Source organism: Tundrisphaera macrotermitis, assembly GCF_051175315.1.
Taxonomy (GTDB): Bacteria; Planctomycetota; Planctomycetia; order Isosphaerales; family Isosphaeraceae; genus Tundrisphaera.
Genome location: NZ_CP195100.1, coordinates 6229083 through 6251480, shown reverse-complemented (window position 1 = coordinate 6251480; position 22398 = coordinate 6229083). Strand labels below are relative to the sequence as shown.

At 69.1% G+C, this 22398-nt stretch carries 13 protein-coding genes; 7 read left to right on the top strand and 6 right to left on the bottom strand.

The features are described 5' to 3' along the window. The first annotated feature begins 104 nt into the window (after nt 1-104). Nucleotides 105-383: a hypothetical protein gene (locus tag TA3x_RS25180; RefSeq protein ID WP_435017430.1), complete on the top strand. Its 279-nt coding sequence runs from the start codon at nt 105-107 to the stop codon at nt 381-383. A gap of 26 nt (nt 384-409) precedes the next feature. On the opposite strand, the gene TA3x_RS25175 is transcribed toward TA3x_RS25180, so the two are convergent. The 5 genes from TA3x_RS25175 to TA3x_RS25155 form a co-directional block, all read right to left on the bottom strand. Beyond that, complete coding sequence (locus tag TA3x_RS25175) at nt 410-868, bottom strand: YaiI/YqxD family protein (RefSeq protein WP_435017429.1); 459 nt, start codon at nt 866-868, stop codon at nt 410-412. Next, entirely contained in the window at nt 865-2163 is a 1299-nt protein-coding gene (locus TA3x_RS25170; RefSeq protein ID WP_435017428.1) for a sulfotransferase family protein, read from the bottom strand. The genes TA3x_RS25175 and TA3x_RS25170 overlap by 4 nt, the downstream gene beginning before the upstream one ends. Nucleotides 2164-2184: 21 nt before the next feature. Continuing rightward, entirely contained in the window at nt 2185-3468 is a 1284-nt protein-coding gene (locus tag TA3x_RS25165) for a lactate racemase domain-containing protein (protein ID WP_435017427.1), read from the bottom strand. A 33-nt stretch (nt 3469-3501) separates the two neighbouring features. After that, nucleotides 3502-3738 (bottom strand): lipopolysaccharide assembly protein LapA domain-containing protein, encoded by a 237-nt coding sequence (locus tag TA3x_RS25160; protein ID WP_435017426.1) that lies wholly within the window; start codon nt 3736-3738, stop codon nt 3502-3504. Nucleotides 3739-4107: 369 nt separating this feature from the next. After that, nucleotides 4108-5211: a DUF1559 domain-containing protein gene (locus TA3x_RS25155; RefSeq protein WP_435017425.1), complete on the bottom strand. Its 1104-nt coding sequence runs from the start codon at nt 5209-5211 to the stop codon at nt 4108-4110. Between the two features lie 558 nt (nt 5212-5769). Here TA3x_RS25155 and TA3x_RS25150 point away from each other — a divergent pair. The 5 genes from TA3x_RS25150 (at nt 5770) to TA3x_RS25130 (ending at nt 15635) form a co-directional block, all read left to right on the top strand. Continuing rightward, on the top strand, nt 5770-8064 hold the full coding sequence (locus tag TA3x_RS25150) for a sugar-binding domain-containing protein (protein WP_435017424.1): 2295 nt from the start codon (nt 5770-5772) through the stop codon (nt 8062-8064). 92 nt (nt 8065-8156) lie between these two features. Beyond that, entirely contained in the window at nt 8157-9440 is a 1284-nt protein-coding gene (locus TA3x_RS25145; protein ID WP_435017423.1) for an MFS transporter, read from the top strand. Between the two features lie 31 nt (nt 9441-9471). Further along, nucleotides 9472-12648, top strand: a complete 3177-nt coding sequence (locus TA3x_RS25140) for a PVC-type heme-binding CxxCH protein (protein ID WP_435017422.1) — start codon at nt 9472-9474, stop codon at nt 12646-12648. Between the two features lie 101 nt (nt 12649-12749). Continuing rightward, complete coding sequence (locus tag TA3x_RS25135; protein ID WP_435017421.1) at nt 12750-13865, top strand: ankyrin repeat domain-containing protein; 1116 nt, start codon at nt 12750-12752, stop codon at nt 13863-13865. A 174-nt stretch (nt 13866-14039) separates the two neighbouring features. Then, complete coding sequence (locus TA3x_RS25130) at nt 14040-15635, top strand: ankyrin repeat domain-containing protein (RefSeq protein WP_435017420.1); 1596 nt, start codon at nt 14040-14042, stop codon at nt 15633-15635. A 164-nt stretch (nt 15636-15799) separates the two neighbouring features. Here the strand turns inward: TA3x_RS25130 and ahr are convergent, their stop codons facing one another. Beyond that, nucleotides 15800-16810, bottom strand: a complete 1011-nt coding sequence (gene ahr / locus TA3x_RS25125; protein ID WP_435017419.1) for an NADPH-dependent aldehyde reductase Ahr — start codon at nt 16808-16810, stop codon at nt 15800-15802. A gap of 407 nt (nt 16811-17217) precedes the next feature. Here ahr and TA3x_RS25120 point away from each other — a divergent pair, with 407 nt between their 5' ends. Beyond that, on the top strand, nt 17218-22350 hold the full coding sequence (locus tag TA3x_RS25120) for a DUF1549 domain-containing protein (RefSeq protein ID WP_435017418.1): 5133 nt from the start codon (nt 17218-17220) through the stop codon (nt 22348-22350). Nucleotides 22351-22398: the final 48 nt, after the last annotated feature.

Below are 22398 nucleotides of genomic sequence, written 5' to 3'. Positions count from 1 at the left end.
TCCGGGACGACGGGCGGTTGCCCGGGGCGCCGGGGCGGGTATGATCGATCGGAGCCGGGGAGATGCCGCACATCCACTCGCGTCCGAATCCGATGGAGGATCTCGTGGATCACTTCGTCCCGATCGACCGGGCCCTGCCGGGGCTCTCGGTCCCGCCCGACATGGGCGACCGCTTCGCCTACGACGCCGACCGCCGAGCCCTGCGGTTCCGGGGGTTCATGAGCAAGGCCGACTTCGACCGCCTCAGCCGGCTCAGCGAAGACTGGTCCTACCGCCGCGCCCTCGAATCGCTGTTCCGGGACTGCACCGTGGAAGATGGCCGCCCGGGACGGATGGCCTCCCTGTTGTCGTGGCTGGTCCCGCGCCGGCTCGGCCACGGCTGAGGCGGCCGATCTCGGGAAGGCCCCGATCAGGCCTTCCCCTTGCGTTTGATGGCGTGGAGGATGTCGTCGAGCTTCATCAGGAAGCGGGATCGGTCCTTGGCCGAGAACGGCGACGGGCCGACCCCGGTGAGGCCCCCCTGGCGCAGGGTGTCCATCAACTCCCGGGTGGCCAGGGCCTCGCCGATCGAATCCTCGGTGAACGGGTAGCCCTTGGGGCTGAGGGCCGCCGCGCCCTTGCGGAGGCAGCGGTCGGCGAGCGGGATGTCGGTGGTGATCACCACGTCCCCCGGCCCGATCCGTTCGACGATCCAGTCGTCGGCCACGTCCAGGCCGCCGCGGACCGTCACCGACTCGATGTCCGGGTTCTTGGGGACCAGGATCGAGGTGTTGGCCACGACCAGCACCTTGAGCCCGTGCCGCGCGGCGACCTTGTAGACCTCGGACTTGACCGGGCAGGCATCGGCATCGACGTAGATGATCGTCACGCGGGCCCCCCGGTCGAGATCCCGCGATCGGCCGTCCAGGCCCGATAGGCGGCGAAGAAGCGGTGGACCGTGGCCCGGTCCAGCCCGAAGTCGTCCAGTCCGTAGCGATGGACCCCGCGCCGGCCCTGCGGGTGCTCCCCCAGGTGGCGGCGGGCGCCGGCCTCGAAGCCGGGCGAGAAGTCGAGGCCGAAGCGGTCGCAGATCCCCCGGACGGCGCCGATCGGGTCGGCCACCAGGTCATCATACGACACGTCGTGGAACCGGGCCGGGTCGAGCGTGGCCCGGGCGCCGATGGCCCGGTCGGAGCCCTGGCCGACCGCCTCGACGAACTCGGCCCCCAGCCGCCGCAGCTCGATCCGGTCGACCAGCATCCCCCGGAAGTTGGCCGCCAGCCGGCACACCGAGGGCACCACCTTCTCGGGGTCGCGGTGGGTCATCACCACCCGGGCGTCCGGGTAGACCTGGAGCAGGGTGTCGAGCCCATACAGGTGGGTCGGGGCCTTGAGTACCCAGTGATTTCCCGGGCAGCGCCAGGAGAGGAGTTGCAGCTCCCGCTTGTGGGACCGATAGCCGGGCAGGCGGTCCTGGCCGTCGAGCCAGAGGATGTAGTCCGGCACGTCGTACATGAACCCGAAGATGGCCGCCCGGAAGTCCCGGGCGAACATGCTGTTGTCCTCCTCGGGCAGCGTGGCCCCGAGTTCGTGCCCGGCCGCGACGCCCGGGGCCACCCGGTCCAGCAGCGCCACCTGGCGGCGGGCCCGGGCGATCCGGGGATCGGTCGCGTAGGTGGCCGAGGTCGGCGGCGGCGACGGCCAGAGCGCCTCCCAGAACTGCATCACCCGCGCGGCGGGGTCGGTCGACATCAGCCGCTGGAGGAACGTCGTCCCGCTCCGGGGCAGGCCCACGATGAACACCGGCGCCGTGATCGGGACGTCGAGGATCTCGGGATGCCGCTTCAGGTCGTCGCGGATCCGCAGGCGGCTCTCCAGCAGCCCCTCGCAATACTTCCGGAACGCCAATCGCCCGAAGGCGTGGACGTCCTCCCTCCCGGAGAAGGCGTCGACCAGTACCCCCAGCGACTCGCGGAACTCGTCCGGTCCGAAGTCGACCAGCCCCGTCGCCCTCCGGGCGCGGGCAATCATCGCGTCGGCATCCAGCCGGGGCCGGTCCCTCCCCAGGAGGAGGGCCGAGGCCCGGTTGATCAGCTTCAGCCATCTGGGCTGGAACGTCGGCTCCCAGATCGGCGCGGCCGATGCGTCGGTCGATCGGTCCGCATCGGCCAGGTCGCTGCCCATGCCCCTCGCCCCTCCCTTCGGTTATCCGGCGAACCGCTCGGCGGTGCCCCACAGGCCGAGGGCGGGGTTGGGGACGTAGAACAGCTCCTCGCCGTGCCGATGGTTCCAGCCCGGCGTGAGGCCGGCGGGCTGGTAATGCTCGGTCATCTCGGCGAGGTCGGCATAGGAATAGCCCGCCCCCTCGACCTCGGCCCGGCTCATGTGGCCGGGGCAGTAGGTGATCCGGAATCGCCCCTCGGACGAGCCGTGGATCAGGTGGGCGGCGGCCGACAGGTTGGCGCCGAGGTCGGGGTGCTCGATCACCGATGCCAGGGTCTCGGGCGTGCCGCGATACCCGAACCGTCGGATCAGGGCGTCGATGGCCGCGTCCTCGCCGAAGTGGCGGACGCCCGGCGCCAGGATCACCAATTCGCCGTCGTCGGCGATCGCCATCCGCGTCCGGTAGACGGCCTTGTTGCCCAGCCAGGTCGACTTGAACTCCTGGGCGTCGAGCTTGACCACCACCTTCTTCGGGGCGTGGTCGAGGATGTCCAGGTTGCTCGCCCGGCATAGCTCGGCCCCGCGCTCGTAGCACGTCGGGTCGTCGCCGGCGAACAGCCCGCGCGTCACCAGCCGGTGGTCGGGGGTCAGGCCCCGGACGGTCAGCAGGTAGACGAGGGGCAGGTCGGCCAGGAAATGGTCGGCGGCCCAGTTCAGGAGGTCGCGGACCGGGCTCCTGGCCCGGCCCATGATCCGCTCCATCCCGTAGACGGCCCCCAGCCAGTGCGACTTGTGGATCAGGTCGTGCCCGCCCGCACCGACGAGGACATTCTTGACGTGGTTGGCGATGCCGATCACCTCGTGCGGCACGAGCTGGCCGATCGAGAGGATCGCGTCCCACTTGGTGTCCAGCAAGAGCCGGTCCACCTGGACCTTGGCCGGCAGGCGGACCTTCCCCTCGGACAGCTCGGCCATCACCGACGCCGGCACGTCGCCGAGGTCGGCCACGCCGTTCCGCCAGTCGTGGTCGTGGAACAGCGAGGCCGGGATGCCCGGGAACATCTCCTCGCGCTCGCCCGCCTCCATCGGGAAGTGGGTGCCCAGCGCGGGCAGGATCGCCACCTCGGCCTCGTCGCGGAGCCGTTCCCAGAGCCGGACCGTGATCGGCCCCGCCCCGGAGTGCGACCGCGTGAAGTCGGGCGGGATCAGCAGCACCCGCCGCAGCGGGCCCTTCTCGCGCAACCTGCCCAGGACCGCATCGATCCAGCCAGCCAACTGCTCGTCGGAAATCTCGGCGTCGGCCGCCCCTTCGATCGCCTCATACATGCGCTTCACCCTTCGTCGCGTGCCGTCCCGATCTCAGGCCTGATAGTCGGCCGGGCGTTCCGACGCCTTGCGGATCGAGCGCCGGATGAACCCGAGGACGGCCCCGCCGCTCACCATCCCGAACAGATAGATGGTCACGATCATCAGCGCCATGGGCGCCGTGGCCTTCCAGACCAGGAACTTGACCGCCACCGCCTCGTTGTTCTGGACCGCGAACACGGCGATCGCCATCAGGAAGACCAGCAGGACCGTGACCTGGATGAAGCGCATGAAGAACCCTTTCGCCTGACGGTCTCGACTCGCGAATCAAGCCCCAGGATGATCGTCGCGGCCCCCGACCGCAACCCCATCCCGTGCCCGATGCCGTTTCCTCGCCCCGCGCATGCCGTCGAAGGGCCGAGGGCCCGGGAGGATCAGGCCTGCCGGCCGACGAGGGGCCACATCTTCCCGGCGGCAAATGTCGCGGATAGGAATCGACGCGGAGCGCGGCGTGAGAAAAATCTGCGATGCGGTCCCGCGCCGGGACGGTGCCGGTGGTCGATCCACCGGGCACCATCGCAGGGATGCGGGCCGTCGAACGTGGGGATTCCGCCGCTCGTTCTCGGACCCGCACGAGGGAGGAGTTCGGGGCGAGGACGATCAGAACGAATCGGCGCTCACGACCTCCCCGCCGGCGCGGGTGCCCATGGCCAGCCACGCCAGGGGATTGACCGTATCCTTGATGAACTTCACCGCCCCGTCGACGAAGGCGACATTGACCCCGCCGGGATGGTAACTCCGGGCCGCGATGTGGGCCGACACCCAGTTCGTGGCCACCGCGTTCGCCGAACAATCGTTGTTCTTGGTGTTGGGCGTATGGGTGTGCGTGTAGCACGAGAGCGCGGGGACGTTGCCCCGGTAATACTGCGTGCCGCGATAGGTGATGCGCGTGTTGTACGGGACGCCGTTGCAGGCCGCGCTGGGCACATAGTTGTCGGCGGGCATGGCCCACGAGGAGGGAATATAAACCGTGTTGATGTCGCGCGGGATGTTGGCCGGGGTGTTGGGGAACACGATGTTTGAGATGCGCGTCTCGGAGAACATCGCGGTATTGCTGGTGCCATCGATGATCATCGCATGGGTGGTCTGGCTCGTCACCTTGCGATAATCGGGGCTGGTGGCCGCCGCGGTGGTATCGACCGTGACGTTGAACATGCCCAGGGTCTGCGAGTTCACCTCCTGGGTGGGGAAGACCGTGGTCGATGAGCCATAGATCTGGGCGGCGGTCCCTCCATTGTTGGCATAGTAATTGTTTTGCGCGAGCTGGCCGGTGCTCCCCGTGAAATTACGCGAGCCGGGCTGGCGGAAACCCTTGCCATCGGAGGGGCAGAGATAGGTGGCGATCTGCTGGCAACGAGCCGTCTCGTTGGCGCCCGAGGCGTTCATGTCGAGGGTGAGATTGAACGTGGCGAACAGGGCCGCCCCCTCGATGTAGGGCAGGATCATGCCCTGCACGCTGGCCCGGCTGACCTCCCCGGTGCTGTTGATCGGCTGGGGGCCGATCCCGTCGGGGAATTTGCCGTTGGAACTCTCGAAGTTATGCGTCGCCAGGGCCATCTGCTTGAGGTTGTTGATACACTGCATCCTGCGGGCGGCCTCGCGCGCGGCCTGGACGGCGGGCAATAACAGGGCGATGAGGACGGCGATGATGGCGATGACCACCAGAAGCTCGATCAGCGTGAAACCGCGACTTGAGCGTTTCATGGATTAGCCTTCATTCACGATGCCTGGTCCGGTATCGGCCTGGACCGGCGGCGTCGCCGATCGAATGAGGGGGCGGGCTGAAACGGGGGCAGGCATCGGGCCCGGCTGGGCGAACCGAGGTGAGACGGGGCGGGGGACTCATCCGAGACGAGGAGACGACCGGACTCATCGGATATTGGATCGCAGTCTCGCGAGATAAACAAGGCCATGGAACCAAGTTTCACAACGATTTGTCGGAAATGCGGATCAGGATGGGTTGATGATCGCTTTCGTGCGAGCGGGTGTCGCCGGCGAGCTCGGCGTTGAACGATCCACCCGTCGATCTCGCCCCCGATGAGGCGATGCAGCCGAATCCCACGGATGTCGCAGGGTCGATGCCCGGCCTGGTCCTGGGCAGGGTCGAGCCGGACGTCGACGGGGCGGGATCGGGATCGTGGGGCGGTCGGGACTTTTTTCGGGTGACAACCCGGGCCGGATCGGCGATCCTCTAGGGCTTCCCGGGCCGCGTCGGGTCGTGACGCGAGCCGCGGGGCCGAGCCAACTCCAAGAGCCAACATCATGATTCGCAACCGACTCGCCGCGATCGCGTGGCGTTCGTCCCTCGCCGTGGCCTTGCTGGCCGCGCCCGCCCTGTCGGCGGACTGGAAGCCGGCCGACGGCCCGCTGATGACGCGGTGGGCCAAGGACGTCCGGGCGGACAAGGTCCTGCCCGAGTACCCCCGCCCGCAGCTCGTCCGCGACCTGTGGATGAACCTCAACGGCGTCTGGGAACTCCAGATCGGCAAGGAAGGGGAGGCCGCCCCGTTCGGCAAGGCCCTCCCGGAATCGATCCTGGTGCCCTTCCCGGTCGAGTCCGCCCTCTCGGGCGTGATGAAGCGGGCCGACCGCCTCTGGTATCGCCGCACGTTCGCCACGCCCGACACCTGGGCCGGCCGCAAGGTCCTGCTCCACTTCGGCGCCGTGGACTGGGAGTCCACCGTCTGGGTGAACGGCCAGGAGATGGGCACCCATCGCGGCGGGTATGACGGGTTCAGCTTCGACATCACCCCGGCGCTGAAGCCGGGCCCCGACAACGAGATCATCGTCCGGGTGTTCGACCCGACCAGCAGCGGCCCCCAGCCGCGCGGCAAGCAGGTCAACAACCCCAAGGGGATCTACTACACGCCGATCACCGGCATCTGGCAGACGGTGTGGCTGGAGCCGGTGGCGGCCACCGCCCACATCGCCGGGCTGCACATCGTGCCCGACCTCGACGGCGGCAAGCTCCGGGTGACGGCCGATGTCGCCGGCGATGCCGCGACCACGCAGCTGGCGATCTCCGTCCTGGACGGGACGGCCAACGTGGGCACCGCGTCCGGCCCGGCCGGCGGCCCGATCGAGGTCGCGATCCCCAACGCCAAGCCGTGGACCCCCGAGACGCCGCACCTGTACGGCCTGCTGGTCACGCTCCGCCAGAACGGGGCCGTGGTCGACTCGGTCGGCAGCTACGCCGGGCTCCGCAAGATCGAGGTCAGCCCGGACGAGAAGGGCGTGAACCGGATCAAGCTCAACGGCAAGGTCATCTTCCAGGTCGGCCCGCTCGACCAGGGGTACTGGCCCGATGGCCTCTATACCGCGCCCACCGACGAGGCGCTCAAGTATGACCTGGAAGTGACCAAGCAGCTCGGCTTCAACATGACCCGCAAGCACGTCAAGGTCGAGCCCGACCGCTGGTACTACTGGGCCGACAAGCTCGGCCTGCTGGTCTGGCAGGACATGCCGTCTGGCGAGAAGTCGATCTCGCCGAGCGAGCCGGACATCGTCCGCTCCCCCGAGTCGGCCAAGATCTACGAGACCGAGCTGAAGGCCATGATCGACGGCCGCCGCAACCACCCGAGCATCGTCATGTGGGTGCCCTTCAACGAGGGCTGGGGCCAGTACGACACCAAGCGGATCGCCGACTGGGTCAAGTCGTACGACCCGACCCGGCTGGTCGACGCGGTGAGCGGCTGGGCCGACCGCGCCGGCGTGGGCGACGTCCACGACCTCCACAACTACCCCCGCCCCGCCGCCCCCCCGCTCGAACCGAAGCGAGCCGGCGTCCTGGGCGAGTTCGGCGGCCTGTCCCTGGGCGTGGACGGCCACACCTGGACCAAGGAAATCTGGGGCTACCAGGGCACCAAGAGCGCCGACGAGCTGACCAGCAAGTACGAGCGCCTGCTCCGCGAGGGGTGGGACATGCGCGAGACCAAGGGGCTCAACGCCCTGGTCTACACCCAGATCACCGACGTGGAAACCGAGGCCAACGGCCTGCTGACCTACGACCGCGAGGTCATCAAGGTGGACGTCGAACGGGCCCGGGCGATCAACCGGGGGGATGCCTCCAAGGTCCCCACCACCCGCGACCTGGCCCCGACCGGCCAGGCCGAGCGCCAGCCCTGGAAGTACACGACCGAGAAGCCGGCCGACAACTGGACCGCCGTCGACGCCGACGAGTCGTCGTGGAAGGATGGCCTGGCGGTCTTCGGCACCCGGGGGACGCCCGGCGCCCACATCGGCACGGTGTGGAACACCCCGGACATCTGGGCCCGCCGGGTCATCACCCTGCCCGACCCGGTGCCCGCCAAGATCGTCCTGCTGACCCTCTACGACGAGGACGCCGAGTACTACCTCAACGGGGTCCTGGCGGCCACCGTCAAGGGGCACGTCTCGTCCTATGACGAGCTGCCGATCTCCGCCGAGGCCCGCGCCGCGCTGAAGCCGGGCAAGAATGTCCTGGCGGTGCACTGCCACCAGACCACCGGCGGCCAGGCCATCGACGTCGGCGTGGCCGAGATCGTCGCCCCCGTCGTCGCCCCGGCCGGCGCCCGCTGAACGGCCTTAACGAATCGATGCCGGGGCCGGGCCCTCCACCGGGCCCCGGCCCCGGCGTCCCGCCCATCCCGCCCGACGAGGAACCCCGCCCGATGCTGCCAGCCCCGCCCCCCGGCGACCGTTCGGCCACCTGGCGGTGGTACATTTGCGTCCTCCTCCTGCTGGCCACCGTGGTCAACTACATGGATCGGCTCACGGCCAACACGCTGGCCGTGGAGATCCAGGCCGAATTCAAGCTCAACGACGAGCAATACGGCAACCTCGAACTCGGCTTCGGCCTGGCGTTCGCCTTCGGCAGCATCCTGTTCGGCTGGTTGGTCGACAAGGTCGGCGTCTTCTGGCTCTACCCGGTGGCCCTGGTCGGCTGGTCGGCGATGGGCTACCTGACCGGGCTGAGCCGGTCGTACGGCGAGCTGATGTTCCTGCGGATCATGCTCGGCCTGTTCGAAGCGGGGCATTTCCCCTGCGGCCTCAAGACGGTGCAGGTGCTGCTGCCCGCCCGCGACCGCGCCCTGGGCAACAGCCTGCTGCAGAGCGGCACGGCGCTGGGTGCGATCCTCGCGCCGCAGGCGATCCGGCTCCTGATCGAGGAGGGGACCGGGGGCTGGCGGAAGCCGTTCCTGGTGATCGGGGCCGGCGGGACGGCGTGGGTCGTCCTTTGGTTCCTGTCGATCCGCCCGAGGGACCTGCGCGACCCGGTCGATGTCGCGACCACGCCCGACGACGCCCTGGCCGGCGACCCGGTCGAGGAGCCGAAAAAGGAGCCGAGCTTCTGGTCCTTCATGTTCTCCAAGCGGTTCCTGGCGCTGGCGATCATGGTGATCTGCATCAACCTGAACTGGCACCTGTTCCGCGTCTGGCTGCCGAAGTTCCTCCGCGAGTCGCGGGGCTACGGCCGCGACGAGATGCTCAACTTCACCACCTTCTACTACATCGCCGCCGACCTCGGGGCGATCGGCACCGGGTTCCTGGCCGGCCGGCTGGCCCGCAACGGCTGGACCGTGTTCGCCTCGCGGATGGCGATCTTCGCCGGGTGCTGCGCCCTGACCACCCTGACCACGGCCGCGGCGTTCATGCCGCGCGGGCCGTGGCTGCTGGCGGCGCTGCTCCTGGTGGCCTTCGGCGGGCTGGGGGCGTTCTCCGCGTTCTATTCGATGACCCAGGACCTGTCGCGCAAGCACCAGGGCAAGATCAGCGGGACGCTCTCGACGACCACCTGGCTGGTCTCCGCGTCGCTCCACCCCGTGATCGGCCGCTATCTCGACCGGACCCATGATTACGATCTCGTCGTGGGCCTGTCCGGGTGGTTCCCGGTGATCGGCCTGATCGCCGTGCTCGCCCTCTGGGGCCGCGACACCGTCAAGGACACCGCCTGAACCCCACGACCCCGCGAGGGATGCCATGACCATGCGATCCTGGGCCCGGATGGCCTGCCTGACGTTCGCCCTCGGGACCGGGACGGCGGGCCCGGCCCTTGCGGACGACTTCCCCGAACCCCGCGACACCGAGCCGACCCCCGGCGGGCCGGCGATGTCGGCCGAGCAGGCGGCGAAGGCGTTCAAGGTGCCCGACGGGTTCCACGTCTCGGTGTTCGCCAGCGAGCCCGACGTCCGCAACCCGATCGGCATGGCCTGGGACCCGCGCGGGCGGCTCTGGATCGCCGAGAACTACACCTATGCCGAGCGGGCCCAGCGGTTCGCCCCCGACCAGCGCGACCGGGTGGTGATCTTCGAGGACTCAGACAACGACGGCCGCCACGACAAGCGGACCGTCTTCTACGACAAGCTCAAGGCGTTGACCAGCGTCGAGGTCGGCCGGGGCGGCACCTGGCTGATGTGCCCGCCGCAGCTCCTGTTCATCCCCGACAAGGACGGCGACGACCGGCCCGACGGCGAGCCCGAGGTGATCCTCGATGGCTTCACGATCCCGCAGGACAACTACCACAACTTCGCCAACGGCCTCCGCTGGGGCCCGGACGGCTGGCTCTATGGCCGCGTCGGCGCCTCGTCGCCGGGCCGGGTCGGCGCACCGGGCACGCCCGACGCCGAGCGGGTGCCGATCAACGGCGGGCTGTGGCGTTATAACCCGACCAGCAAGCAGTTCCAGATGATCGCCCACGGCACCACCAACCCCTGGGGCCACGACTGGGACGCCAACGGCGAGGCCTACTTCATCAACACGGTGAACGGGCACCTGTGGCACGCGATCCCCGGCGCCCACTTCCACCGGCTCCACACGGTCGACCCCAACCCCCGGGTCTACACCACGATCGACCAGCACGCCGACCACTACCACTGGGACAACCGCAAGGAGTGGCAGGATTCCCGCAAGGTCGAGGGTGAGCACGACCGGCTCGGAGGCGGCCACGCCCACACCGGCCTGATGATCTACCAGGGCGACCAGTGGCCCGCCGACAGCCGGGGCAAGGCGTTCATGCTCAACTTCCACGGCCGACGCACCAACGTCGACCGCCTGGAACGGCTGGGCGGCGGTGTCGTCGGCCGCCACGAGCCCGACCGATTCCAGTCCGGCGACCCCTGGTTCCGGCCGATCGACCTGGGGCAGGGGCCCGACGGCTCGGTGTTCGTGCTCGACTGGAGCGATACGGGCGAGTGCCACGACAGCTCCGGCGTCCACCGCTCCTCGGGCCGGATCTACAAGATCACCCACGGCACCCCGAAGCCGCCCATCGGCGACCTGACGAAGCTCGACGTCAAGGCTTTGGCCGATCTCCTCCGCCATCCCAACGTCTGGTATGCCCGGATGGCCACCGATCAGATCGTCGACCGCCTGGAACGGGCCGTCGCCAAATTCCCGAGGCCGGAGCGGGGGCCGAATTTTCGTGCCCAGTTCCACCTCAACCGGGCCAACGAGGCCGCCGAACTCGCGCGGATTAGCCAGGAGGGTGGGTTCCGCGCCCTGCTGGATGAATCGACCGACCCGACCATCCGGCTGCGAGCCTTGTGGACGCTCGATCGGTTGCGGTTGATCGCTCGCTATGAATCTGCCTCATCGCCCCGCAGTCTCAACTACGTCGGACTGCTCCGCGATCGCGACGAGGTGATCCGGGCGTGGGCGATTCGGCTCCTCACCAACTCCATGCCGATCGACGACGTCATGTCACGTCCCTGGACCAGGGTCGACGACGTCGCCAGGGTGTGGGACGCGCAGCGAAAGGCCCTGGTGCGGATGGCGGCCGAGGATCCGTCGGCCTTGGTCCGTCTCACCCTGGCCTCCACCCTGCAACGGTTCCCGGTCGCGCATCGAGCCGAGCTGGCGGCGCCCTTGCTCGCCCGCAAGGAGGACGCCGAGGACCACGACATCCCGCTCATGCTCTGGTACGGCCTGATCCCGCTGGCCGACGCCGATCCCTCGGCCGTGGCCGAACTCGGGGCGAAGTGCGTCCTGCCGACGACCCGCCGCCTGATCGCCCGGCGACTCTCCGAGGACCTGGAGAAGAACCCCGGCCCGCTCAATCTGCTGCTCGGCAAGCTGACCGAATCGGGCGACGCCGGTGCCCGGTCCGACGCCGCGATGGGGATTGCCGAGGGGCTGCGGGGCTGGCGGAAGGCGCCCCGGCCCGAGGCGTGGCCGGCGTTCTCCGCGAAGCTGGCCGAGGTGGTCGGCGGCGACCGCGACCGGGCCCGGGAACTCGACGTGGTGTTCGGCGACGGCCGGGCCCTGGACGAGATCCGCCGCGTGGCGCTCGACGACAAGGCCGACCTCACCGCCCGCAAGTCCGCCCTCCGGTCCCTGATCGAGGCCCGGCCCGACGACCTCCGCGCCGTCTGCGAACGGCTGCTCAAGGTCCGGTTCCTCAACCCGGTGGCCGCCTCCGGCCTGACCCTGTTCGACGACCCGGCCGTGGCGAAGGCCCTGGCCGCCAGCTACAAGGCGTTCCACCCGTCGGAGCGGCCCCAGTTCGTCGACGCGATGGCCTCCCGCCCCGCGTTCGCCCGGGTCCTGCTCGATCAGGTGGCCGAGGGCAAGATCCCCCGGACCGACATCTCGGTCGCCCACGCCCGCCAGATCCGGGCGCTCGGCGATGCCGAGGTCGCCCGCAAGCTCGGCGAGGTCTGGGGCGAGATGCGCGAGGCCACCGCCGACAAGAAGGCGACGATCGCCCGGTTCAAGTCCAAGCTCACCCCCGAGGTTTTGGCCGCCGCCGATCGCTCGCGGGGCCGATCCGTCTTCAGCAAAACCTGCGGCGCCTGCCACGCCCTGTTCGGCCAGGGGGGCGACCTCGGCCCCGACCTCACCGGCTCGGGCCGAGAGAACCTCGACTACGTCCTGGAGAACGTGATCGACCCCGGCGCCGCCGTCACGGCCGACTTCCGGATGACGATCGTCGCCACCAAGGACGGCCGCACCCTCACCGGCCTCGCCCGCGACCCGACCCCCAAGACCATCACCCTCCGCAACCAGGACGCCTCGCTGGTCCTCCCCCGGGAGGAGATCGAGCACATCGAGACCTCGCCCCTCTCGTTCATGCCCGAAGGCCAGCTCGACGCCCTCCCCGAAGACGAGGCCCGCGACCTCGTCGCCTACCTCATGGGCCGCACCCAGGTGCCGTTGCCGAAGTAAACGACGCCCTTCAACGCCCGGCCGCCCCGCCCGGCGGCCGGGCTCGATCGAGTTCTGTCTTGATGGAAAGGTGGTCATCCCTCGTCTAACTGAGGCCGAGCATGGTGGACTGGTGGTGGCCCGACGGATGGTTGAATGACCCCGAGAGGTCCAGATTGGATCGGTGGTTTGCGGCGGCCAAATCGGGCGACATGGAAAAGATCGTCGATCTGATCGACTCCGGCGTCGACATCAACGCAGGCGACCCGATCAATATCACGGCGTTGTTGCATGCGACGCAATTTGGCCACCACGATCTGATGCGCTTGCTCATCGAACGTGGCGCGAGCCTCGAACCGGCCAACACCAAGTGTTATACGGCGTTGACCGCCGCGATCCAGCGTGCTCGTCCCTGGTCCGGATCGGGCTTGCCTCCTGATCCGGTCCCATTGCAGATCCTCCATGAGGCCGGGGTCCGTTATCGCCTCTACGATGCCGTACTGATCGACGACGTTCCTTTGGCCCGACAAAGACTCGAAGCAGGGGCCGATCCGAACTTCGCAGAAGGCTCTTATGACGGGCCGGTCCTGCTGATCGCTGCACGGCATGGCCACCGTGAGATGGTGGATTTGCTCCTGGACCACGGGGCCGACACCGAGGGGATGGATGACCTGGGGAATCGGCCGCTGACCGACGCCGCAGGCCGTGGACACATCGAAGTGGTCCGTCGCTTACTCTCGGGAGGGGCCGATCTTGATGCCGTCGACTGGCACGGATGTTCGGCGCTATCCTGGGCCGCGCGTGGCCGCCACCGGGAGGTAGCCGCCTACCTGATCGGGATGGGGGCGAAACGCGGGATCTGCGATGCGCTAGTGATGGACGACCGTGCTCTATTCCTGTCGTTCCTGGATGCCCAGATGGACGACAAGGGACGCATCGCCGGATCGACCCAGGACGATCGGTACAGTTTGACGATGCTCGCCATCGCGGAGGGGAATCTGCCCATCTTTTCCCTGCTGATGGAACGAGGAGCGAAGAACCAGCCCGATTTTGCGGAGAAACCCTTGCTGGCCCATGCCGCAAGACACGGACAGGTGGGGATAGCACTGCTCCTGATCAAACAAGGGGCGGATGTGCATGCCGCCGGCTCGGACGGGCTCACCCCGCTGGCCTGGGCAACCCATGCCAGGCATCACGCGGTGGCCGACCTGCTCCGCGAAGCCGGTGCGACCCATTGAGGACTTACCGCATGGGCCGCACCCGGGTGCACCTGTCCCAATGATCGAAATCCCCTCCCGGCCCGACCGCCCCCCGTCGGCTGGGCCTCGTCCGGACTCATTACGCCGGACCGTCGAACCTGATCGTTAAATTGATGGTGAACATTGATGGATTCCCCATGGCCCGATTCATGGTTGAACGACCCCGAGACGTTCAGGTTGGTGGAATGGTTCGACACGGTCAGGTCGGGCGATGTGGCACGGGTGGCCGAATTGCTCGACACCGGGATTGATGTAGACTCTCGCGATCCCATGTTGGGAACAGCATTGAGATGCGCTGTTGCGAACAAGGATCATGCGATGGTCCGCCTGCTCCTCGCTCGCGGCGCGGACCCCGAAGACACATGCCTGTTCATCATGGAACCATCGTGGCCGGACGAGTTCATCGATGACCTCGATGATCCCGGCACGATCAACCGCATGAGATGGTTCTCGGCGGCCAGGTCTCGTGACGTCGAAACGATCGCCGCGATGCTCGACCTGGGCGCCGATGTCAACGCTCGCGATCCCGTCGGGTTCACAGCCCTGAAGTATGCCGCGTCGGAACAGGACCATGCGTTGATTCGGATCCTCCTCGAACGCGGCGCGGACCCCAACGACCCGAGTCTCGAGTTGAAGTGCCCTTCCTGGCCGGCAGCCTTCGTGGACGATTTGGTCGACCCCGAAATGATCATGCCCCTGGAGTGGGCAGCGGCGGCAAAATCCGGAGACATGGATAAGATCGTCGAGTTGCTCGACTCCGGCTTCGACATCGATTTCCCAGAGCCCGCGACCGCTCTCTTTTCGGCGATTTGTTTCGGGCATCATGACCTGATCCGTTTGCTGATCGATCGCGGGGCGAGTCTGGACCCAGTCATTTCAGGGGCTCTCACCGCGCTGTCGGCAGCCATTCTAAGAGCCCATCCCTGGGCCGATTCCGAGTGTACCCCGGATCCGGTTCCCCTGCGGATACTGCTTGGCGCCGGTGCTCGCTATCGGCTCTACGATGCGGTCCTGATTGATGACATCCCGCTGGCCCGTCAACGTCTCGAAGAGGGAGCCAATCCCAACTTTGCCGAGGGTTCTTACTACGGTCCGATCCTGATGATCGCGGCCCGGCATGGCCAACTCGGGATGGTGGACCTGCTCCTGGATCATGGGGCCGATATCGAGGGGATGGACGACCTGGGGAGTCGACCCCTGATCGAGGCAGCCAGTAACGGGCACACTCCTGTGGTTCGTCGACTGCTGGAACGGGGAGCCGATCTCGATGCCGACGCGTGGTGCGGGAGGACGGCATTGTCCGAGGCCGCGATCGGCGGCCACAGGGAGTTGTGCATGTTCCTCATCGCGATGGGGGCGGAACGTGGCGTCGTCGATGCCCTGATGCTGGACGATTGTGATCGGCTCGCGACCTTGCTCGATGCCAGGATCGATGAAGGTGAAGGCGATGTTGATCGACTCACGGGCGGACGAGCCCGCCTGACGATGCTCGCCATCGAGCACGGCAAACTTCCCATGGTCCGACTCTTGCTCGGTCGAGGGGCGCAAGACCACCGGAGGGACGAGGAGAGGACGCTGCTATCCCATGCTGCAAAGTATGGACAGGTCGAGGCCGCTCGACTTTTGATCGATCGTGGCATGGATCTCCACACCGCAGGCAGAGATGGGCTCTCACCGTTGGCGTGGGCGATCCGGGCCGGTCACGGCGCGGTGGCCGACCTGCTCCGCGAAGCCGGTGCGACCCATTGAGGGATCGCCTTCGATCAGCTTGGGGCGTGCAGGTCGGGCAGCAAGACGCCGAGGAACCAGGATGGCCTCGACTGCCACCCATGAAGCTTGCGACGATCAGGCGGCGGTGGCCGGTTCGAGGTGGGCACCGACGTAGATCGTCGCGGTCGGGGCAAGCCCCCGGCTCAGAAATCGGCGTCGAGGACGATGCGGTAGCGGGCCTTGCCGGAGTGGAGCCGGTCAAACGCCTGGTTGATCTGGCTCATCGGGTAGTGCTCGGTGGTCGGGGCGACGTTGTGGCGGGCGGCGAAGTCGAGCATCGTCGCGATGTCCACCGGGGAGCCGGTGGGCGAGCCCGACACGCTCCGCTGCTGGCCGATCAGGGCGAAGGCGGGGATCGGGATCGGCTCGGTCGGGATGCCGACGATGTGCAGCCGTCCGTTGGGGCCGAGGGTCGAGAGAAGGGCGTCCCAGTCGAGCTGGACGTTGACGGTGACCAGCAGCATGTCCAGCGAGCCGGGCCGGGCCTTGATCGCCGACGAATCGCGGGTCGCGACGACGTGATGGGCGCCGAAGCTCCGGGCCTCGTCGAACTTGCTCTCGCTGGAGGTGAACGCGGTGACCTCGCACCCGTAGGCGGCGGCGAACTTCACCCCCATGTGGCCCAGCCCGCCGATGCCGACGATCCCGACGCGGTCGGTCGGCTTCGCGTGCATCGCCAGGGGGTTGAACACGGTGATCCCGCCGCAGAGCAGGGGCCCGGCATCGGCCGCCGGGAGCCCCTCCGGGAGCGGGATCGCCCAGGCCCAGTGGGACCGGACCCGGCTGGCGAACCCGCCCCGGTGGCCGATGATCGTCGCGGCCGACTCGGCGCACAGGTGCTGGTCGCCCGACAGGCAGGGCCGGCAGTGCATGCAACTCCCCGCCGTCCAGCCCACCCCGACCCGCTGGCCGACCTTCAGCCCCTTGGCGGACGGCCCTACGGCCACGATCGTGCCGATCGCCTCGTGGCCCAGCACGGCCGGGTACTGCGACATCCCCCAGTCGTCGTTTTTCACCGAGAGGTCGGAATGGCACAGGCCGCAGTTCTCGACCTGGACCTCGACCTCCTCGTCGCCGAGCGGCCCGAGGTCGATCTGCTGGCGGACCAGTTCCTGCCCCTTCGCCGGGACAACCCATGCGTCGATCGTCGACATTTCGAATCTCTCCACCTGATCAGAAGCGTCGGTCCCGGGATGGCTTGCGCGTGCCGCTGGCGGCGGTCATCGCGGCAAATCATAGGAGGCGGCCCGCCGCCGGACAACCAGGGGCCGGCGGTCCCCCTCCCGGGGCCCGGCCTTCCCGACCGGCAATATCGGGATCCGCAAGATCCGAGAATTTGCTTGAAGCCCTCCCGGTGTCATGTTTAACATGCACGATGAATCTCCCTCCGCTGGATCCGTGGTGCCGTCTGCCGATCGTCGTCCCCTCCCGATGCGATGCTCGGGGCGGGAGGGCGCGACCGGCGAGGCGACCGCCCCCGCCCGCCCCCGACCGACCGAAACGCGAACACGCCCGAGGGCCCGCCGCCTCGGGCTCCGAATATGACTTCCAGGAGATCGCCATGGTGCCGTCCCCGTCCTGGTCCCGAGGTTTCTGGCCGTCCGTGGCCCTGGCGGTGACGATGGTCGCGGGCCCCCTCCGGGCCGAAGACGCCAAGGCGCCGGGGAAGGGGGGGGATGGGCCGGTGAGCTTCGCCCGCCAGATCCAGCCGATCTTCCGGGCCCAGTGCCAGGGGTGCCACCAGCCGGCCAAGGAGGAGGGGGAGTACCGGATGACGACCCACGCCGGCCTGATGGCGGCCGGCGAGTCGGGCATCCCGGGGGTGGTCCCCGGCAAGCCGGATGAGAGCCACCTGATCGACCAGATCGCCATCGACGCCGACGGCAAGGCGCTGATGCCGTCGGGCAAGCCCCCGCTGGCCCAGGCCGACATCGACCTGATCCGCCGCTGGGTCGCCGAGGGGGCGAAGGACGACTCCCCCGCCTCAACCGAGGCGGTCTACGACCGGGCCCATCCCCCGATCTATGCCCGGCCCCCGGCTCTGGCCGCCATCGCCTACGCCCCGGACGGGTCGAGGCTGGCCGTGGGCGGGTTCCACGAGGTCCTCCTCTTCGACGGCGACGGCTCGACGCTGATCGATCGGTTGATCGGCCTGTCCGAGCGGATCGCCTCGGTCCGATTCTCGCCCGACGGCAAGAAGCTCGCCGTGGCCGGCGGCCAGCCCGGACGGATCGGCGAGATCCAGGTCTGGGACGTGGCGACCCGGGAACTCGACCTGTCGCTGCCCGTCACCCATGACACGGTCTATGGCGCCACCTGGTCGCCGGACGGCAAGACCATCGCCTTCGGCTGCGGCGACAACTCGGTCCGGGCCATCGACGCTAAGACCGGCAACCAGGTCCTGTTCATGGGCTCGCACAACGACTGGGCCCTGGACACGGCCTTCACCAAGGACGGGGCGAACCTGATCTCGGTCGGCCGCGACATGACGGCCAAGCTCACCGAGGTCGCCACCCAGCGATTCGTGGACAACCTCACGTCGATCACCCCGGGAGCCCTCAAGGGGGGCCTGGCGGCGGTCGTCCGCCATCCCGAACGGGATGAGATCGTCATCGGCGGGTCGGACGGCGAGCCCAAGGTCTACCGGGTGTTCCGCCAGACCGTCCGCGTGATCGGCGACGACAGCAACCTGATCCGCCGCCTCCCCCCCCTGGCCGGGCGGATCTTCGGCGTGGCGGTCAGCGCCGACGGGACGAAGATCGCCGCCGGCAGCTCCCTGGACGGGGCCGGCGAGGTCGGCGTCTACGCCTACAACTTCGACGGCACCTTGCCCGACCCGATCAAGGCGATCATGGCCAAGGTGATCACCGGCCGCACCGCCGAGGAGAAGGCCGCGCTCGACGCCTACCTGACCAGGGACGTCAAGGCGCTGGGCAAGGCCACGGTCAAGGCCGGCGTCTACGGCGTGGCGTTCCGGCCCGATGGGAAGCTCGTGGCCGCCGCGTGCGGCGACGGCCTGGTCCGCCTGATCGACCCCGAGACCGGCGCCGTGGCCCGCGAGTTCGCCCCGGCCCCGGCCGGCGGCACGCCCGCCGAACGCCCCGCCCCGACCGTCGCCGCGACCCCGCCCCCGACTCCCACCGCCGCGACCTCGGCCGAGCCCGAGCCGTCGCCCGGCGATGCCCCGGTGGCGAGCCTGGACGTCCAGCCGACCGCGATCGACCTCCGCGACCCGTATGCCTACGCCCAGCTCGTCATCACCGCCCGCACCGCCGACGGCACCGAGTTCGACGCCACCCGCCTGGCAACCCGGACCGCGCCCGAATCCCTGGTCGCCCTGACCCGGGGCGGACTGGTCCGCCCCCGGGCCGACGGGTCGGGGACGCTGGCCCTGGCCTACGGCGGCAAGACGGTCGAGGTGCCGGTCCGGGTGTCCGGCTTCGGCGTGGCCCGCAAGGTGGACTACCTCCACGACGTGATCCCGGTCCTGTCGCGGCTGGGGTGCAACGCGGGGACGTGCCACGGCTCGGCCCAGGGGAAGAACGGGTTCAAGATGTCGCTGCGGGGCTATGACCCGATCTTCGACATCCGGGCGCTCACCGACGACCACGCCTCGCGCCGGGTCAACACGGCCGCCCCCGACTCCAGCCTGATGCTGCTCAAGCCGACCGGCGCCGTGCCGCACGTCGGCGGGGCGCTGATGACCCCCGGCGAGCCGTACTACGAGGCCCTGCGGGCCTGGATCAACGACGGGGCGAAGCTGGACCTCGGCGTGCCCCGGGTCAAGTCGATCGCGGTCCACCCGGCCAACCCCACCGTCCAGGCCATCGGCGCCCGGCAGCAATTGCGGGTCCTGGCGACCTACGGCGATGGCGAGGTCCGCGACGTGACCCGCGAGGCGTTCCTGGAGAGCGGCAACACCGAGGTCGCCACCGCCGACCGCGACGCCGTGATGACCGCCCTCCGCCGGGGCGAGGCCCCGATCCTGGTCCGCTACGAGGGGGCCTATGCCGCCTCCACCCTGACCGTGATGGGCGACCGCACCGGCTTCGCCTGGGAGGACCAGCCGGGCACCACGAAGATCGACGAGCTGACCGCCGCCAAGTGGCGGAAGCTCAAGATCCTCCCGTCCCAGCCCTGCACCGACGCCGAGTTCCTCCGCCGGGCGTCGCTGGACCTGACCGGCCTCCCCCCGACCTCCGCCGAGGTGAACGCCTTCCTCGCCGACGCCCGGCCGTCGCAGGTGAAGCGGGATGAACTCGTCGATCGCCTGGTCGGGTCGCCCGCCTACGTCGACTTCTGGACCAACAAGTGGGCCGACCTCCTCCAGGTGAACCGCAAGTTCCTGGGGGTGGAAGGGGCCACGGCGTTCCGGGGCTGGATCCGGGATCAGGTCGACCGGAACGTCCCGTACGACCAGTTCGCCCGGTCGATCCTGACCGCCGAGGGGTCGAACCAGAAGAACCCGGCGGCGTCGTACTTCAAGGTCCTCCGCGACGCCGACGCGACCATGGAGAACACGACCCAGCTGTTCCTGGCGATCCGGTTCAACTGCAACAAGTGCCACGACCACCCGTTCGAGCGCTGGACCCAGGACCAGTACTACGAGACCGCCGCCTACTTCGCTCAGGTCGGGCTCAAGGCCGACCCCGGCTCGATGGGCAAGACGATCGGCGGATCGGCCGTGGAGGGGGCCAAGCCCCTCTTCGAAGAGGTCTACGACAAGGGCGACGGCGAGATGATCCACGACCGGACCAAGAAGGTCGCCCCGCCGAAGTTCCCGTTCCCCAGCCCGCACCCCGCGCCCGAGAAGGCGTCGCGTCGGCAGGAGCTGGCGGCCTGGATCACCTCGCCCGAGAACCCGTACTTCGCCCGGAGCTACGTCAACCGGCTCTGGGGCTACCTGTTCGGCGTCGGGGTGATCGAGCCGATCGACGACATCCGCGCCGGCAACCCGGCCACGAATCCCGAGCTGCTCGACTACCTGACCGCCGAGTTCCTCAAGAGCAACTTCGACGTCCGCCACGTGATCAAGCTGATCGCCAAGTCCCGGACCTACGGGCTGTCGGTCGAGACCAACAAGTGGAACGCCGACGACAGGACGAACTATTCGCACGCGATCGCCCGCCGCCTGCCCGCCGAGGTCCTGCTGGACGCGGTGTACCGGGTGACGGGGTCGTCGTCGAAGTTCCCGGGCGTGCCGGCCGGCACCCGCGCCGCGGCCTTGCCGGACTCGGGGGTCGAACTGCCCAGCGGGTTCCTCAACACCTTCGGCCGCCCGCCCCGCGAGAGCGCCTGCGAGTGCGAGCGGACCAGCGGCCTCCAGCTCGGGCCGGTGATGGCCCTGGTCAGCGGCCCGACCCTCGGGGATGCCCTGTCCGACCCGGACAATGACCTGACCCGGATGGTCAAGGCGATGCCCGAGGACAAGCCGCTCATCTCCGAGCTGTTCCTCCGCATCCTGAATCGCCCCGCCACCCCGGCCGAGGTCGCCGCCTGCCTGGAGGACCTGGGCGGGATCGACGAGGACCACGCCAAACTCGCCGCCAAGCTCGGCCACGCCGAGGCCGCCTATGCCATGAAAAGGCCCGCCCTGGAACGCGAGCGCGAGGCCGCCCGCGCCGCCGCCCGCGACGCCCTGGCCGCCTACGAGAAGGACCTCCCGGCGAAGACCGCCGCCCGCGAGGCGGAGCGTCTGGAGAAGGTCGCCAAGCGCGAGGAGGCCGTGAAAGCGTACGAGAAGACCCTGGCCCAGCAGGTGGCCGAGTGGGAGAAGAAGCAGTCGCCGGTCAACCGCTGGCGGATCCTGACGCCCAAGGCGGTCACCAGCACCGCCGGGGCCAAGTTCGCCATCCTGCCCGACGGCTCGGTGCTGGGCTCCGGGCCCGACGCGCCGGGCGGGATCGTCTTCGAGGCCGACACGGACCTGGGCGACATCGTCGGCATCCGGCTGGAGATGCTGCCCGACCCCAGCCTGCCCGCCCAGGGCCCGGGCCGGGCCCCGGACGGCAACTTCGTGCTGAACCGGATCGACGTCGCCGCCGCCCCCCTTTCCGACCCCAAGGCGTTCAAGCCGGTCGCCCTGGAAAGGCCCCTGGCCGACTTCAGCCAGGGCAACTTCTCGATCGCCGGGGCGATCGAGCCGGGCAACGACCCGGCCCGGGGCTGGGCGATCAGCCCGGCCTACGGCATCCCCCACTGGGCCGTCTTCGCGGCGAAGGAGCCGGCCGGCGCCGCCGGCGGCACGGCGCTCAAGATCACGCTCACCCACCAGTACCAGGGCATGTCCTACATGCCCGGCCGATTCCGGATCTCGGTCACGCGCGGCGATCGCGAGGTCGCCCTGGGCGTCCCCGAGGAGCTGCGGGCCGTGCTCGCCATCTCGCCGGAGACCCGGACCCCGGCCCAGGTGGAGGTGCTGATGGCCTACCATCGCGGCCTGTCCCCCGAGGCCCGCAAGCGGCAGAACCAGCTGGACGCGGCCCGCAAGCCGTTGCCGCCCGACCCGATGCTCGCCACCCTCAAGGCGAATGTCGAGGCCGCCGACAGGCCGCTGCCGGTCGAGCCCGCGCTCGCCCAGCTCCGCCAGGACGTGGAGCAGAGCATCGCCCAGGCCGCCGCCCGGCGGCTCACCGCCGCGCAGGACGTGGCGTGGGCCCTGATCAACAGCCCGGCGTTCCTGTTCAACCACTGATCCGACAGGTTCCCGCCCGGCCGGCGTTCGGCCGGGCCCCTCTCACCT

Coding starts and splice junctions, on each gene's coding strand:
- TA3x_RS25120 (WP_435017418.1), top strand. CDS start 17,218: ATGGTGCCGTCCCCGTCCTGGTCCCGAGGTTTCTGGCCGTCCGTGGCC.
- TA3x_RS25160 (WP_435017426.1), bottom strand. CDS start 3,738: ATGCGCTTCATCCAGGTCACGGTCCTGCTGGTCTTCCTGATGGCGATC.
- TA3x_RS25140 (WP_435017422.1), top strand. CDS start 9,472: ATGCGATCCTGGGCCCGGATGGCCTGCCTGACGTTCGCCCTCGGGACC.
- TA3x_RS25150 (WP_435017424.1), top strand. CDS start 5,770: ATGATTCGCAACCGACTCGCCGCGATCGCGTGGCGTTCGTCCCTCGCC.
- TA3x_RS25170 (WP_435017428.1), bottom strand. CDS start 2,163: ATGGGCAGCGACCTGGCCGATGCGGACCGATCGACCGACGCATCGGCC.
- TA3x_RS25135 (WP_435017421.1), top strand. CDS start 12,750: ATGGTGGACTGGTGGTGGCCCGACGGATGGTTGAATGACCCCGAGAGG.
- TA3x_RS25155 (WP_435017425.1), bottom strand. CDS start 5,211: ATGAAACGCTCAAGTCGCGGTTTCACGCTGATCGAGCTTCTGGTGGTC.
- ahr (WP_435017419.1), bottom strand. CDS start 16,810: ATGTCGACGATCGACGCATGGGTTGTCCCGGCGAAGGGGCAGGAACTG.
- TA3x_RS25145 (WP_435017423.1), top strand. CDS start 8,157: ATGCTGCCAGCCCCGCCCCCCGGCGACCGTTCGGCCACCTGGCGGTGG.
- TA3x_RS25165 (WP_435017427.1), bottom strand. CDS start 3,468: ATGTATGAGGCGATCGAAGGGGCGGCCGACGCCGAGATTTCCGACGAG.